Here is a 14,168-nt window from a genome sequence, read left to right as displayed (position 1 = left end):
TCGATCGTCATGGCTTTGCGGTTGCCGGAATGGCGACGGTCGTTGCCGGGGCTGCGGCCTGTGTTGCGGGCTGCGTCGCCGCTTGCGCGTTCAGGCGTTCGGAGGGGATGCGGATCGTCACCTCGCGCGGACGCGGCTCCACGAAGGTGGCGAGCGCAAACATTACAGCATAGATGCTGCCGGCGACCATGCCGCAGACGAACAGGAATCGGAAGAGTGTCGGCATCGGCGCTCCGCTGGCATCGGCTTTGGTGCCGCTGCCGCCGCAGCCAATATGAGGACGTCGATCGCGCCATGCAAGGCCGTCGCTGTGACTGCTTGACGCTTGCGGACGATTTGTCGATACCGGGGGACCAAAGGGGGAAGACGCCATGACCGATATTCTGGAGCCGCGGACGAAGAGCCGCCAGGCGCTTGCCGCTGAGGCCAAGCTGGCTCTCGAGCGGCGCAACCTGGTCTTTGTCGGGCTCATGGGGGCGGGCAAGTCTGCCATCGGCCGGCTGGCGGCGCAGGCGATGAACATTCCGTTTGTCGATTCAGACCACGAGATCGAGCGCGTCTCGCGCATGAGCATCGCCGAACTCTTCGCCGCCTATGGCGAGGCCGAATTCCGCCAGCTCGAAACGCGGGTCATCAAGCGGCTGCTGCGCTCGGGTCCGCGTGTCGTTTCCACCGGCGGCGGCGCCTTCATCAATGAAAGCACCCGCCGGCACATCAAGAAGGCCGGCATCACGGTGTGGATGAAGGCCGACATCGATGTGCTGTGGGAGCGCGTCAGCAAGCGCGACAACCGCCCGCTCCTGAAGACCGAGAACCCGAAGAAGACGCTGGCCGACCTCATGGATGTCCGCTACCCCATCTATGCGGAGGCGGATCTGTGCGTGACGTCGCGCGATGTCCCCAAGGATGTGATGGTGGACGAGGTGCTGGCGGCGATTGCGGCCAGCCCGCAGACAAGTGGAGAATAGATCGACATGACGATGACCGTTGCCCCACAGGCCGTTTCAGCCCGGCGCACCGTGCGCGTCGATCTCGGCGAGCGCTCCTATGACATCCTGATCGGCCCCGGGCTGATTGCCGAGGCGGCGCGGGAGATCGCCAGCCGCCTCAAGGGTCGGCGCATGGCTGTCATTACGGACGAGAATGTCGGCGCGCGCTATCTGGCGCCCCTTGTCGACAGCCTGAAGGCCGCTGGCATCGAGACGGCGTCGCTGACGCTGCCGGCCGGCGAGAAGACCAAGAGCTTCGAGCATCTCATCACCGCCTGCGACACGATTCTCGCCGCGCGCATCGAGCGCAACGATGCCGTGATCGCTCTCGGGGGCGGTGTGATCGGCGACCTCACCGGCTTTGCGGCCGGCATTGCGCGGCGCGGCTCGCGCTTCATCCAGATCCCGACCTCGCTGCTCGCGCAGGTCGACAGTTCCGTCGGCGGCAAGACCGGCATCAATTCCCGCCATGGCAAGAACCTCATCGGCGTCTTCCACCAGCCGGATCTGGTGCTCGCGGACACCGACGTGCTCGACACGCTCTCGCCGCGCGAATTCCGTGCCGGCTATGCCGAAGTTGCCAAATACGGGCTGATCGACAAGCCGGACTTTTTTGCCTGGCTGGAGAAGAACTGGCAGGCGGTCTTTGCCGGCGGCGCGGCGCGCATCGAGGCAATCGCCGTCTCCTGCCAGGCCAAGGCCGACGTGGTGGCGGCCGACGAGCGCGAAAACGGGCGGCGCGCGCTGCTCAACCTCGGCCACACCTTCGGCCATGCGCTGGAGGCGGCAACCGACTATGACGGCAGCCGGCTCGTGCATGGCGAGGCTGTCGCAATCGGCATGGTGCTGGCGCATCAGTTTTCGGCGCGCATGAACCTTGCCAGCCCGGATGCCGCGACCCGCGTCGAGGCGCATCTGAAGGCTGTCGGCCTTCCGACCACGATTGCCGATATTCCGGGCCCGGCGCTGCCGACCGCACGGCTGATGGAGGCGATCGCGCAGGACAAAAAGGTGAAGTCGGGCCAGCTGACCTTCATCCTCACCCGCGATATCGGCCAGTCGTTCATCGCCGACGACGTGCCGGCGTCGGAGGTTGAGCGGTTCCTGACGGAGAAAGCGGTGCCATGAGCCTGGAAAGCATCGGGACCTTTCTTGCCGAATACTGGCCGGCGCTGGCCTCGGTCATCGTGCTCCTGATGCTGTTGGCTTTCTTTTCGGGCTCGGAGACCGCGCTGACGGCCACATCGCGCTCGCGCATGCACACGCTGGAGGCCAATGGCGATCCGCGCGCCGGTGTCGTCAACCGGCTGATCGCGCGGCGCGACCGGCTGATCGGCGCGCTTCTGATCGGCAACAACCTCGTCAACATTCTCGCCTCGTCCCTGACGACGAGCCTGCTCATCGGGGTCTTCGGCCATTCGGGCGTGGCGGTGGCAACGCTCGGCATGACCGTGCTGCTCGTCGTCTTCTCCGAAGTTCTGCCGAAGAGCTGGGCGATTGCCTCGCCCGACCGGTTTGCGCTGGCGGTGGCGCCCTTCGTGCGGCTGTTCGTGGCCGTTGCGGGGCCGATCTCCAGCGGAATCAACGGGCTGGTGCGCGTTATCCTGTCTTGGTTCGGCGTCAGCCTTGCCTCCGACCAGTCGATGCTGACGGCGCACGAAGAACTGCGCGGAGCGGTGGATCTGCTGCACCGCGAGGGCTCGGTGGTGAAGGCGGACCGCGATCGTCTCGGCGGCGTGCTCGATCTCGACGAGCTCGAAGTCTCCGACGTCATGGTGCACCGGACCTCGATGCGGGCGCTGAATGCCGACGAGCCGCCGGAGGTGCTGGTGCGCACCGTGCTCGAAAGCCCCTATACGCGCATGCCGCTCTGGCGCGGTGCGGCCGACAACATCATCGGCGTCGTGCATGCCAAGGATCTCTTGCGCGCGTTGGCCGAACCCGACCGCGAGCCCTCCGATCTGGATATCACGAAGATCGCGCAGAAGCCGTGGTTCGTGCCCGATACGACCAACCTCAAGGAACAGCTGAACGCCTTCCTGCGCCGCCGCGCCCACTTTGCCATCGTCGTGGACGAATATGGCGAGGTGCAGGGGCTGGTGACGCTGGAGGACATTCTGGAAGAGATCGTCGGCGACATCACCGACGAGCACGACATCGACATCCAGGGCGTGCGCCCGGAGGCCGATGGCTCGATCGTGGTGGATGGGTCCGTGCCGATCCGCGACCTCAACCGCGCGCTCGACTGGACGCTGCCCGACGAAGAGGCGACGACGATTGCCGGCCTCGTGATCCACGAATCCAAGATGATCCCGGAAGAGCGTCAGGCCTTCACCTTCTACGGCAAGCGCTTCACCGTGATGAAGCGGGTGAAGAACCGGATCGTCAAGCTGCGCATCCGCACCGCCGAGGGCGCGGACGTCTAGGTGATGGGCGAGCGCAGCGCGCGGTCGATCACCTCGAAGGCGCGGGGCGGCATTTGCGTGACATTGATGCGCATGAAGCCGCCGGCTGTGAGAGCCGGGCTGAAGACGTTGCCAGGTGCCAGCACCACCTTTTCATCCAGCGCGCGACGGGCGAGTTCGGCCGAATCGCAGCCTTCAGGCAGCCGGCACCAGAGATAGAAGCCGCCGCGCGGCATCAGCCAGGGTTCGATGCCGCTCTTCGACAGGCGGGCGGCCACATCGCGGCGGTGGTGCGCGAGGCGCTGCCGCAGGGCCTCCAGATGCTTGCGGTAGCTCCCGTCCCCCAGCACGCCCTCGACGATCTCGCCGGCCAGCGGGCTGATGCCGCCGAAGCTGGTCGCGACCTGGATATCGGTGAGCGCCTCGATCCGGTCTCTGCGTGCAATGACGTAGCCGCAGCGCACAGAGGCCGAGAGGGTCTTGGAGAAGCTGCCGATGCGGATCACCCGCTCCAACCCGTCGAGCACCGTGAGCCTGACGGAAGGCTCTGGCTCCAGGGCGGCGAAGATGTCGTCCTCGACAATGGTCAGGTCGTGCAGCGCAGCGAGCGTCAGCAGGCGGTGGGCCGTCTGGGGCGAAAGCGTCGCGCCGGTCGGGTTGTGAAGAGCGGCGTTCGTCACGTAGAGACGCGGCTTGTGCGTTTCGAGCACGGCCGCGAAGGCAGCGAGATCCGGCCCCGACGGTGTGAAGGGAACGGAGACGAGTTTGGCGCGATGGGCGCGCAGCATGGCCTGGAAGTTGAAATAGCAGGGATCGTCGACCACGACCGTATCGCAGGGTTGCAGCAGGTGTCGGCAGACGAGGTCGAGAGATTGCGAGCCGGACGCCGTCATCAGCACCATGTCGGGCGAGGCTTCCAGTCCCTCCTCGCAGGCATGGCGCGACAGGAGACGGCGCAGGCCAAGCGATCCGCGGCTCTGCCCATAATCGGCAAAGATCGTATCCGGTGCGGTCGCCAGGCGACGGATGGCGCGCCGGAGCGCCGGGTGCGGCATCCAGTCTGCCGGCAGCCAGCCGCAGCCCGGCCGCAACACATCGTCGGCGGCGTCGAGCGACTGGCGCGACACCCAGAGCGGATCGATCGCCCGATCGCGTCCCGGTGCGGGGTTGCTGATGTCGAGGGCAGGGGGCTGCCCGATCACGTAGAAGCCGGAGCCCGGCCGGGCGCGGATCAGGCCTTCGGCCGCCAGCCGCTCATAGGCATCGACGACGGTGGAGGGCGAAACGCCCATCATCCGCGCAAAACCGCGCACGGACGGCAGGCGGTCGCCGGCCACCAACATGCGGCTTTCCAGCCGGCGTCGGATTTCGCTCATCAGGACAGCGATGCGCGGTGCCTCGGCCATGCCGGTTTCTCCTCGCTTGCTACGGGTGTCTCGACCAACCGTATGGCTATTCGTTCCCATACAGTTTGATCAAATCGTATGGATGTGTATCTAGCCGTGCCTGGGCCCCCGCGTCTATCCCGGTCGCTCATTCTTGGACAGGAGACGCGCGATGTCGCAGGTGGCGAAGGGCTGGATCAACGGGTTTGTGGGCGTGCTGATCTTCAGCGGATCGCTGCCGGCGACGCGGCTGGCCGTGGGTGGCTTCTCGCCGCTCTTCCTCACCTCGGCGCGGGCGGTGATCGCGGCCCTGCTCGGTGCGGCCTTTCTGGCGCTGTTCCGGCAGATTCGCCCGGCGCGGCGGGACGTGATCTCCCTGCTGATCGTTGCAGGCGGCGTGGTGGTCGGCTTTCCGCTTTTGACGGCGGTTGCCCTCCAGCACATCACCTCGGCCCATTCCGTCGTGTTCATCGGCCTGCTGCCGCTGTCGACGGCGGTCTTTGCCGTGCTGCGCGCCGGCGAGCGCCCGCGGCTGCCGTTCTGGCTGCTTTCAGGCGCGGGCAGCCTCATCGTTGTCAGCTTCGCACTGAGCCAAGGCGGCGGGTCGCTCACGGGAGATGCGCTGATGCTGGCCGCGATCCTGGTCTGCGGCCTTGGCTATGCGGAGGGGGCGCAGATGTCGCGGCGGCTTGGCGGCTGGCAGGTCATTTGCTGGGCGCTGCTCACCGCACTGCCGGTGATGGCGCTCGTGATGATCGTGGCCTGGCCGGGCGGGTTTGCGACAGTCAGTGAGGGGGCGTGGCTTGGCCTCGCCTACGTCTCCGTCTTCAGCATGCTGATCGGGTTTTTCTTCTGGTATCGCGGATTGGCTCAAGGCGGCATTGCCGGTGTCGGACAGTTGCAACTGCTCCAGCCGTTCATGGGGCTGGCGCTCAGTGCAGCCCTGCTCGGCGAGCCCGTCGCCTGGAGCATGATCGCCGCGACGGCGCTGGTGGTGGCCAGCGTGGCGGGTGCGCGGCGCTTTGCCTGATCGACGGCTCCGCTTTTCAGGCGAGGTGGAGGGCGGCGGGCCGGTAAAGCCCGCCGCGCTCGCGATCAGAATTCTTCCCAGCTGTCCTGCTTCAGGGCGAGATTTCCCTGCGTGGCGCGGATGGCGGGGCGCGCTGCCGTTGCGCGGGCCGATGCAGCGGCGCGGGCGGGTGCTGCATTGCGGGCCGGCTGCGGCTGAGCCGACGGCGCTGCGGCACGGCGTTCGCCCGCCCCGACCTCGAAGCGGGCGATGAGCGCAAAGAGCGCGTCGGCTTCGCGGGCGAGCGAGTGGCTGGCGGCGGTCTGCTCTTCCACCATGGCGGCATTCTGCTGGGTGCCCTGGTCCATGGTGTTGACGGCGGCGTTGATTTCCTTGAGGCCCGTTGCCTGTTCGCGGGCGCTTTCGACGATCGCCAGGACATTGGTGGACACTGCCCGGACCTGCTCGACGATCTCGCAAAGGGCTTCGCCCGTCTGGCTGACGAGATCGACGCCGTTGCGAACCTGATCGCCGGACTTCACGATGAGCGCCTTGATCTCCTTGGCGGCCTTTGCGGAACGCTGGGCGAGTTCGCGCACTTCCTGGGCGACGACGGCGAAACCCTTGCCGGCTTCCCCGGCGCGCGCGGCCTCGACACCAGCGTTGAGCGCCAGCAGGTTCGTCTGGAAGGCGATCTCGTCGATGACGCCGATGATGCTCGAAATCTCGCGGGAGGAGTTTTCGATGTCCTGCATGGCGTCCACGGCGCGGCCGACGATCTGGCCGGAGGTTTCGGCGGAGGCGCGGGTGCGTTCGACCATCGTGCCGGCCTCGCTTGCCCGGCGGCTGGAATCGCCAACCGCCTTGGTGATTTCCTCGAGGGCTGCCGCCGTCTCTTCCACGGAGGCAGCCTGCTGCTCGGTGCGCTTCGACAGATCATCGGATGCGGAGCGGATCTCGTTGGAGCCGGCAGCGATCGCCTCGGCATTGCCTGCCACGGCGCGCACGGTGTCTTCCAGGGCCTCGGAGGCGCGGTTGAAGTCCCGGCGGACGGAGTCCAGCCGGTCGGCAAACGGCGTGGGGATGCGATAGGTGAGGCGGCCTGCGGCCAGTTCGCCAAGTGCCGTTGCGATGGTGTCCATGGCCTGGCGGACCTCCTCGGCTTCCTGTGCCTCGCGCTGGTCGCGGGCCTTCTCGCGCATCTCGCGGCCGGCCTCTGCTTCCTGCTCCAGGCGCACCCGTTCGCGGGCATTGTCGCGGAAGACGGCGACGGTGGCGGCCATGGCGCCGATTTCATCCGTGCGGTCCTGACCGTAGATGGTCAGGTCGAGTTCGCCCTTTGCCAGTCGCTGCATGGCGTCGCCCATGGACAGAAGCGGTGCGATGACGCCGCGCTTGACGATGAGGATCGAGGCGATCGCGACAGCAAGGGCAATCCCCGACAGCAGCAGCATCGCAGCGGTCAGAAGGTTCTTGAACGCGTTGCCTTCGGCCATGTTTTCCTTGGCGACGCGCAATTGCAGTTCGATCAGCTGGTTGATCTCGCCGCCGAGCGGATCGATGGTCGGATAGAGGGTATTGCGCGCAAAGGTGTCGAGCGCCTGGGCGTCGTTGGCCTGCATGATGCGGACGAGGTCGGCCACCCGCGCGTCTGCCGTCAAGCGTTCGGTGTTGAAGTTCTTGGCGATCGCCCGTTCGTTGGGCGTCATGTCGGTCTGCATGAAGGCGGACCAATTCTTGTCGATGGCGGCCAGAGCGTCTTGCACATGGGCTGCACCATCGGCCGCGCTCATCGTGCCGGCATTCACCTTGTGCGCGGTATCGACGATCCGGACAGCATAGCTGTCGGAGATCATCTTCAGAAGTTCCATCGGGTGCACGCGGTCGGTCACGATGGAGTTGGCGAGGCTGGATTGCCTCTCCATGGCGAAGAACGAAAACATGGCCATCACCACCAGAATGGTAGTGAGGCCAGTGATGCAAGCCAGAAGTTTCTTGCGAATAGACATGGGAGTTCCCTCGCGCGTCGTTTCGACGCGCCGTTGTGCAGCCGGGCCAGAATTTGCTTGAATTCCTGCAGCGAGGCCCGGACTCATCCCGGTCGAAACTGTGTTCCACCCGCCTGACGTAAAAGGGTAAATACCGTCAGTTTAAATTCAGTAAATATCAAATTAGGTATATTGAATGTGTTGTCGCGCAGATCGTGGCGGCGTTCTGTTCTGTCCACGAGGGCGTTTGGACAATGCGGCAGCGACTACCAGCGCGTCGGCTCGCCCGGGGCGGCAGCCTCGACCGCGAGCGCGTGCAGGCCGGCGTCGAGTTCGGGTTTGACGAGCTCGTTGATGGCGCGGTGGCGTGCAACGCGGGAGAGGCCGGCAAAGGCTTTTGCGACGATGCGCACGCGCAGATGGGATTCGCCGCTGCCGTCAAAGCCCGGCTGGTGGCCGGCATGGTGGTGGCTTTCATCGATCACGACGAGGCGTTCCGGTGCGAATGCCGCCGCGAGCCTGTCTTCGATCGTCTGCCGCACGGACATTGCCTTCGCCTTTCGCATGCCTCCCGCCAGAAGCAGGAAAATGGTTCGACAAAGCCAGCAACATTCCGCTTTGTCAATTCTTGTTGTGGGTCGCCGCGCGCCCCATACTTTGCGCATGAAACTCGATTCAAAATATTTCGACGGGATCCGCACGCGTCCCCGCCGCAAGGAGGCGCGGCAGGAGGCGGTCGTGCCCATGTGCCAGTGGGACGGCTGCCAGGAGAAGGGCGCGCACCGCGCCCCCGTCGGGCGCAATGCCGAGGGCGAGTACTTCATGTTCTGCTTCGAGCACGTGAAGGAATATAACAAGGGTTACAACTACTTCTCCGGCCTCTCCGACACCGAGATCGCGCGCTACCAGAAGGAGGCGCTGACCGGCCATCGTCCGACCTGGACGGTGGGGGTGAACAAGAACGCCAAGAATGCGCCGACCATGTCGAACACGCGCTCCGGCACGGCGGGTGCGCAGGCGCGCATGCGCGATCCCTTCGGCTTCGTGGACCAGGCGCGCGCCGGAGCCCGGCCGGAGCCGCGCCAGCGCAAGCTGAAGACGCTGGAGGCCAAGGCTTTCGACACGCTGGGCCTGACGGCGAACGCGACGGCGGCCGACATCAAGGCGGCCTACAAGGATCTCGTGAAGAAGCACCATCCGGATGCCAATGGCGGCGATCGCGGCTCGGAAGAGCGTTTCCGCGCCGTCATTCAGGCCTATCAGATGCTCAAACAGGCCGGCTTCACGAGCTAGGGTCTCCGTCAGCCGGTGTTGCGGTGCGGCGAAAAGCTTGTCACCATGGCGTCTTTCAATCCCGGAAGACGGTTTTCAAGGGCTTCGGCTTGTTCTAGAACCGTTTTCGACTGCATGCAGATTCAAGCGGAATGCCCGCAGGCTTTTCGGTCGGCGGCCTGGAGACATCATGAGCAAGGTAGACCTCGACATTTCCAATCTTCCCGATACGACGATTTCCGTTCGCGAGGTCTTCGGCATCGACTCGGACCTGCGCGTCCCGGCCTATTCGAAGGCCGACCCATACGTGCCGGACGCAGACCCCGACTATCTCTTCGACCGCGAAACGACGCTCGCCATTCTCGCCGGCTTTGCCCATAACCGCCGCGTGATGGTCTCGGGCTACCACGGCACGGGCAAGTCGACCCATATCGAGCAGGTCGCCGCCCGCCTCAACTGGCCCTGCGTGCGCGTCAACCTCGACAGCCATGTCAGCCGTATCGATCTCGTCGGCAAGGACGCCATCGTCGTCAAGGACGGCATGCAGGTCACCGAATTCAAGGACGGCATCCTGCCCTGGGCCTACCAGCACAATGTCGCGCTCGTTTTCGACGAATACGATGCCGGCCGCCCGGACGTGATGTTCGTCATCCAGCGCGTGCTGGAATCGTCGGGACGCCTGACGCTCCTCGACCAGAGCCGCGTCATCCGTCCGCACCCCGCCTTCCGCCTGTTCGCCACCGCCAACACGGTCGGCCTCGGCGATACGACCGGCCTCTACCACGGCACGCAGCAGATCAACCAGGCGCAGATGGACCGCTGGTCGATCGTCACGACGCTGAACTATCTGCCGCATGACAAGGAAGTCGATATCGTCGCCTCCAAGGTCAAGGATTTCACCAAGCAGCGCGGCCGCGACACCGTGTCGAAGATGGTGCGCGTTGCCGATCTCACCCGCGCCGCCTTTATCAATGGTGATCTGTCGACCGTGATGAGCCCGCGTACCGTCATCACCTGGGCTGAAAACGCCCATATCTTCGGCGATGTCGCCTTCGCCTTCCGCGTCACCTTCCTCAACAAGTGCGACGAGCTGGAGCGGGCGCTGGTGGCCGAACATTACCAGCGCGCCTTCGGCATCGAGCTGAAGGAGAGCGCGGCCAATATCGTTCTGGAGGCGACCGCTTAATCCATGGCAGGCCGCGGCGACAATTCCAAACCGAGGCCCGCGGGCGTCATCGACGTGGAGCCGTTCCGGCGGGCGCTCAGCGGTTGCGTGCGCTCGATTGCCGGCGACGGCGAGGTCGAGGTCGTCTTTGCCAACGAACGTCCGGGCATGACGGGCGAGCGCATCCGCCTGCCTGAGCTTTCCAAGCGTCCGACGGCGCGGGAACTCACCGTCACGCGCGGGCTCGGCGACAGCATGGCACTGCGCAAGGCCTGCCACAATGCCCGCATCCACGCGACCATGTCGCCGCAGGGTGCTGACGCCCGCGCCATCTTCGACGCGGTCGAGCAGGCCCGCGTCGAGGCGATCGGCTCGCTCAGCATGGCGGGTGTGGCCGACAACATCACCGGCATGCTGGACGAGAAATACGCCAAGGCGAATTTCGGCGCCATCGAACGGCAGGCGGATGCGCCGCTCTCCGAGGCCGTGGCGCTCGTCGTGCGCGAGAAGTTGACCGGGCAGAAGCCGCCTGCTTCCGCCGGCAAGGTGGTCGATCTCTGGCGGTCCTTCATCGAGGAGAAGGCGGCCGGCGACATGGACGGGCTGTCGTCCGCCATCAACGACCAGCAGGCCTTTGCCCGCGTCGTGCGCAACATGCTGTCCGCCATGGACGTGGCCGAACGCTACGGCGACGAGGACGAGCCGGAGGAGGCCGAGGACAACAGCGAGGAAGAGCAGCCGCGCAGCCAGGAGGAGGAGCAGAGCTCCTCCGAAGAGGATGCCGGCCAGGATGCCGCACCTTCTGAGGAAAACCAGTCTGCCGAAGAGCAGATGGAAGAAGGGGAGATGGACGGGGCGGAGATCTCCGACGACGATCTCCAGGACGAAGGCGACGACGACAGCGAAACGCCCGGCGAGGTCAAGCGGCCGGCCCAGCCCTTCTCCGATTTCAACGAGAAGGTCGATTACCACGTTTTCAGCGAGGAATTCGACGAGACGATCACGGCCGAGGAACTGTGCGACGAGGCGGAACTCGACCGTCTGCGCGCTTTCCTCGACAAGCAACTGGCCCATCTGCAGGGCGCCGTCGGGCGTCTCGCCAACCGGCTGCAACGCCGCCTGATGGCGCAGCAGAACCGCTCCTGGGAATTCGACCTCGAGGAGGGTTATCTCGACACGGCGCGCCTGACGCGCCTCGTCATCGATCCTATGCAGCCGCTTTCCTTCAAGCGGGAGAAGGACACGAATTTCCGCGATACGGTGGTAACGCTATTGATCGACAATTCCGGCTCCATGCGGGGACGGCCGATCACGGTGGCGGCGACCTGCGCCGACATCCTTGCCCGCACGCTGGAACGCTGCGGCGTCAAGGTCGAGCTTCTCGGTTTCACCACCAAGGCTTGGAAGGGCGGGCAATCGCGCGAAAAGTGGCTGGCTTCCGGCAAGCCCGCGACCCCCGGCCGCCTCAACGACCTGCGTCACATCATCTACAAGTCGGCCGATGCGCCGTGGCGCCGCGCGCGCCGCAACCTCGGCCTGATGATGCGCGAGGGGCTGCTGAAAGAAAACATCGACGGCGAGGCGCTGATCTGGGCGCATGACCGCTTGCTTGCCCGGCCCGAGCAGCGGCGAATCCTGATGATGATCTCGGACGGCGCGCCGGTCGATGATTCCACGCTGTCGGTCAATCCCGGCAACTATCTGGAACGGCACCTGCGCGCCGTGATCGAGCAGATCGAGACGCGCTCCCCGGTCGAACTGCTCGCCATCGGCATCGGCCACGACGTGACGCGCTACTATCGCCGCGCCGTGACGATCGTGGATGCGGACGAACTGGCCGGCGCCATGACGGAGCAGCTGGCGGCGTTGTTCGACGACGAAGGCAGCGCCCGGGGACGCAGGCGGGGGCGGTAGGCTTTTCGCACGGAGAGGCGGGTGGGGGCACCCCCCTCTGTCCTGCCGGACATCTCCCCCGCAAGGGGGGGAGATCCGAAGGCGGCATGTGCCTTGCCAGACGGAACCGTTTGGTTTGGGGAGATTCTTGCTTGAGGAAGCCGGTGCCCCCAGCCGATCTCCCCCCTTGCGGGGGAGATGCCCGGCAGGGCAGAGGGGGGTAAAGCCTCCAGATTGTCCACCTCGCCACCCCTCGTTCCGACACAATCGCCGGCCAAGGCTCGGCGCCTCACTTCCGGAAGGATCTCCTGCGTGCTGCGATCATCCCGTCTCGTTCCTGCGCTCGCCCTGGCGCTCGGCATCGCCACTGCGCTCCCGGCCCGTGCGGTCGAGGTGGTGGATCTGCCGGTGAAAAGCCGGGTGATCGAGAATTTCAGGATCGGCAGCGACCAGACGGTCTTCGGGTCGCTCGAATTCGTCGGCGGCCTGGAGATGACCTCCAGCCAGATGCTGTTCGGCGCCGTCTCCGCCATCCGCTTCCGGCCGGACCGGGCGCATTTCGTGGCGATCATGGATACCGGCCACTGGCTGACGGGGCGGGTGACGCGGGATGCCGCGGGGCGTCTGTCCGGCGTGGCCGATCTACAGGCCGCCTCGATGATCGACGACAAGGGGCGCGACAATGCGCCGAAATGGGCGATGGATGTGGAGGGGCTGGCGCTGCGCCCGGGCGAGGTCATCGCGAGCTATGAGGGGCGCGCGCGTGTCGATGTCTATCCCGATCCGGGCTTCGAGCAATCAAAGCCTGTCGAGCGATTGAAGCTTGCCATGCCCGTGGCGCGACTGCCGGACAATCGCGGTCTCGAAACCCTTGCGTTGGCGCCGGCCGACAGCCCGCTTGCCGGCGCGCTGGTCACGGTGTCGGAGCTTGGCCGCGACGGAAAGGGCAACCTGATGGCCGAAGTGCTGGAGGGGCCGCGGAAGGGCGTCTTCGCCGTCAAGGAGCGCAAGCCCTTCGCCATCACCGACGGCGCCTTCCTGCCGAATGGCGACCTTCTGCTTCTGGAGCGGCGCTTCTCCTTTGCCGAGGGTGTCGGCATGGAAATTCGCCGCATTCCCGGCGACACGATCAAGCCCGGCGCGGTTGTGGACGGCGAGGTGATCCTCGCCGCCGACATGCGCTCGCAGATCGACAATATGGAGGGGCTGGATGTGGTAACCATGCCGGATGGCGCGATCCACATCATCCTCGTCTCCGACGACAATCACTCGATCCTGCAGCGCAACCTGATGCTGGAATTCCGGTTGCGCGACTGATCCGCTGTCTGCGCTCAGGCCTTGGCTTCGACGCCCGGCATCGGGCGGATGATGCTCATCAGCGCGCCGTAGGGCAGGAGCATCACGAGGCCGACGAGGATCTTCACGGAGAGGTCGCCGGCGGCCCAGGAGATCCAGCGCGGGACTTCCGTGGCGAAGAGGCCGAGGAAGGGCGCGTTCTCGATCGCGAAGGCATCGTTCGGGCCGAAGACGGCGAAGGCCGGCGCGAAGGCGAAGGAGAAGAAGATCGCCGTATCCAGCACCGAGCCGAACAGGGAGCCGGCGAGCGGCGCGCGCCACCAGGTCTGCCGGCGCAGGCGGTTGAAGACGGAGATGTCGAGCATCTGGCCGATCAGGAAGGCAGAACCCGACGCAATGGCGATGCGCGGCGTGGCGAGCCAGATCGACAGCGTAACGGCCACCACGAAACCGGCGATCACGACGCGGCGCGCAACGGCCGGGCCGAACTGGCGGTTGGTGAGATCGGTGACGAGGAAGGCGACGGGGTAGCTGAAGGCGCCCCAAGTGAGCAGGTCACCCAGTGCCATGCCGGCAATCGAGCCGGGCAGGGGGTACTGAACGAGGATATTGGAGGCGATGACGACGAGGGCCATCAGGGCCGTGTAGACGGCAAACATGCGGTAGGAGAGCATTTTTTTATCCTGGGGTATGCCACCAGCTGGCGTTTCGGGATGCCTCTGCCTTGGACCGAAAGGGCAGGCAGGGCGTGGAATGAAGCGTGGAA

Annotated in this window: 13 protein-coding genes; 8 read left to right on the top strand and 5 right to left on the bottom strand. The window is 65.6% G+C overall.

Annotation, left to right across the window (positions count from 1 at the left end; all coding sequences use genetic code 11):
* Nucleotides 1-7 precede the first annotated feature (7 nt).
* Entirely contained in the window at nt 8-226 is a 219-nt protein-coding gene (locus ACED18_RS07970) for a hypothetical protein (protein WP_377290684.1), read from the bottom strand.
* Nucleotides 227-371: 145 nt separating this feature from the next.
* Between ACED18_RS07970 and ACED18_RS07965 the strand changes: the two genes are divergently transcribed.
* Genes ACED18_RS07965 through ACED18_RS07955 form a run of 3 tightly spaced genes read left to right on the top strand, consistent with a single transcriptional unit; the run spans nt 372 to nt 3,415 of the window.
* Nucleotides 372-968, top strand: coding sequence for a shikimate kinase (locus ACED18_RS07965; RefSeq protein WP_377290682.1), 597 nt, complete (start codon nt 372-374; stop codon nt 966-968).
* Between the two features lie 12 nt (nt 969-980).
* Nucleotides 981-2,117 carry a 3-dehydroquinate synthase gene (gene aroB, locus ACED18_RS07960; protein WP_377291109.1) on the top strand — a complete coding sequence of 379 codons (1,137 nt, stop codon included), beginning with the start codon at nt 981-983 and terminating at the stop codon, nt 2,115-2,117.
* Complete coding sequence (locus tag ACED18_RS07955; protein WP_377290680.1) at nt 2,114-3,415, top strand: HlyC/CorC family transporter; 1,302 nt, start codon at nt 2,114-2,116, stop codon at nt 3,413-3,415. Before aroB ends, ACED18_RS07955 begins: the two co-directional genes overlap by 4 nt.
* On the opposite strand, the gene ACED18_RS07950 is transcribed toward ACED18_RS07955, so the two are convergent.
* Complete coding sequence (locus ACED18_RS07950; RefSeq protein WP_377290678.1) at nt 3,412-4,800, bottom strand: PLP-dependent aminotransferase family protein; 1,389 nt, start codon at nt 4,798-4,800, stop codon at nt 3,412-3,414. The two genes, ACED18_RS07955 and ACED18_RS07950, sit on opposite strands and share 4 nt — an antisense overlap.
* A gap of 151 nt (nt 4,801-4,951) precedes the next feature.
* On the opposite strand from ACED18_RS07950, the gene ACED18_RS07945 reads away from it, so the two are divergent.
* Nucleotides 4,952-5,809, top strand: a complete 858-nt coding sequence (locus ACED18_RS07945; protein ID WP_377290676.1) for a DMT family transporter — start codon at nt 4,952-4,954, stop codon at nt 5,807-5,809.
* 65 nt (nt 5,810-5,874) lie between these two features.
* On the opposite strand, the gene ACED18_RS07940 is transcribed toward ACED18_RS07945, so the two are convergent.
* Together ACED18_RS07940 and ACED18_RS07935 are read right to left on the bottom strand one after the other, a co-directional pair.
* Nucleotides 5,875-7,797 carry a methyl-accepting chemotaxis protein gene (locus tag ACED18_RS07940; protein WP_377290674.1) on the bottom strand — a complete coding sequence of 641 codons (1,923 nt, stop codon included), beginning with the start codon at nt 7,795-7,797 and terminating at the stop codon, nt 5,875-5,877.
* Nucleotides 7,798-8,042: 245 nt separating this feature from the next.
* Nucleotides 8,043-8,324: a BolA family protein gene (locus ACED18_RS07935; RefSeq protein WP_377290672.1), complete on the bottom strand. Its 282-nt coding sequence runs from the start codon at nt 8,322-8,324 to the stop codon at nt 8,043-8,045.
* Nucleotides 8,325-8,439: 115 nt separating this feature from the next.
* On the opposite strand from ACED18_RS07935, the gene ACED18_RS07930 reads away from it, so the two are divergent.
* The 4 genes from ACED18_RS07930 to ACED18_RS07915 all read left to right on the top strand — a co-directional run bounded on the left by ACED18_RS07930 (nt 8,440) and on the right by ACED18_RS07915 (nt 13,423).
* Nucleotides 8,440-9,069, top strand: a complete 630-nt coding sequence (locus tag ACED18_RS07930) for a J domain-containing protein (RefSeq protein ID WP_377290670.1) — start codon at nt 8,440-8,442, stop codon at nt 9,067-9,069.
* Between the two features lie 169 nt (nt 9,070-9,238).
* Nucleotides 9,239-10,234 carry a cobaltochelatase subunit CobS gene (gene cobS / locus ACED18_RS07925; protein WP_377290668.1) on the top strand — a complete coding sequence of 332 codons (996 nt, stop codon included), beginning with the start codon at nt 9,239-9,241 and terminating at the stop codon, nt 10,232-10,234.
* 3 nt (nt 10,235-10,237) lie between these two features.
* A complete protein-coding gene (gene cobT, locus ACED18_RS07920) occupies nt 10,238-12,127 on the top strand; it encodes a cobaltochelatase subunit CobT (RefSeq protein WP_377290666.1) in 1,890 nt (629 codons plus the stop codon).
* 291 nt (nt 12,128-12,418) lie between these two features.
* Nucleotides 12,419-13,423, top strand: coding sequence for an esterase-like activity of phytase family protein (locus tag ACED18_RS07915; protein ID WP_377290664.1), 1,005 nt, complete (start codon nt 12,419-12,421; stop codon nt 13,421-13,423).
* 14 nt (nt 13,424-13,437) lie between these two features.
* On the opposite strand, the gene ACED18_RS07910 is transcribed toward ACED18_RS07915, so the two are convergent.
* Nucleotides 13,438-14,076 carry a VUT family protein gene (locus ACED18_RS07910; protein ID WP_377290662.1) on the bottom strand — a complete coding sequence of 213 codons (639 nt, stop codon included), beginning with the start codon at nt 14,074-14,076 and terminating at the stop codon, nt 13,438-13,440.
* Between the last annotated feature and the right edge of the window lie 92 nt (nt 14,077-14,168).

Origin of the sequence: Rhizobium sp. SG2393 (assembly GCF_042610495.1) — a bacterium.
Classification (GTDB): domain Bacteria; phylum Pseudomonadota; class Alphaproteobacteria; order Rhizobiales; family Rhizobiaceae; genus RU20A.
Note: the sequence above shows the minus strand (reverse complement) of the source record. Positions and strands in the feature narration are given on the sequence as shown.

Excerpts from the sequence above, each read along its gene's own strand:
- ACED18_RS07970 (WP_377290684.1), bottom strand. The coding sequence starts at position 226 with ATGCCGACACTCTTCCGATTCCTGTTCGTCTGCGGCATGGTCGCCGGC.
- ACED18_RS07965 (WP_377290682.1), top strand. The coding sequence starts at position 372 with ATGACCGATATTCTGGAGCCGCGGACGAAGAGCCGCCAGGCGCTTGCC.
- aroB (WP_377291109.1), top strand. The coding sequence starts at position 981 with ATGACCGTTGCCCCACAGGCCGTTTCAGCCCGGCGCACCGTGCGCGTC.
- ACED18_RS07955 (WP_377290680.1), top strand. The coding sequence starts at position 2,114 with ATGAGCCTGGAAAGCATCGGGACCTTTCTTGCCGAATACTGGCCGGCG.
- ACED18_RS07950 (WP_377290678.1), bottom strand. The coding sequence starts at position 4,800 with ATGGCCGAGGCACCGCGCATCGCTGTCCTGATGAGCGAAATCCGACGC.
- ACED18_RS07945 (WP_377290676.1), top strand. The coding sequence starts at position 4,952 with ATGTCGCAGGTGGCGAAGGGCTGGATCAACGGGTTTGTGGGCGTGCTG.
- ACED18_RS07940 (WP_377290674.1), bottom strand. The coding sequence starts at position 7,797 with ATGTCTATTCGCAAGAAACTTCTGGCTTGCATCACTGGCCTCACTACC.
- ACED18_RS07935 (WP_377290672.1), bottom strand. The coding sequence starts at position 8,324 with ATGTCCGTGCGGCAGACGATCGAAGACAGGCTCGCGGCGGCATTCGCA.
- ACED18_RS07930 (WP_377290670.1), top strand. The coding sequence starts at position 8,440 with ATGAAACTCGATTCAAAATATTTCGACGGGATCCGCACGCGTCCCCGC.
- cobS (WP_377290668.1), top strand. The coding sequence starts at position 9,239 with ATGAGCAAGGTAGACCTCGACATTTCCAATCTTCCCGATACGACGATT.
- cobT (WP_377290666.1), top strand. The coding sequence starts at position 10,238 with ATGGCAGGCCGCGGCGACAATTCCAAACCGAGGCCCGCGGGCGTCATC.
- ACED18_RS07910 (WP_377290662.1), bottom strand. The coding sequence starts at position 14,076 with ATGCTCTCCTACCGCATGTTTGCCGTCTACACGGCCCTGATGGCCCTC.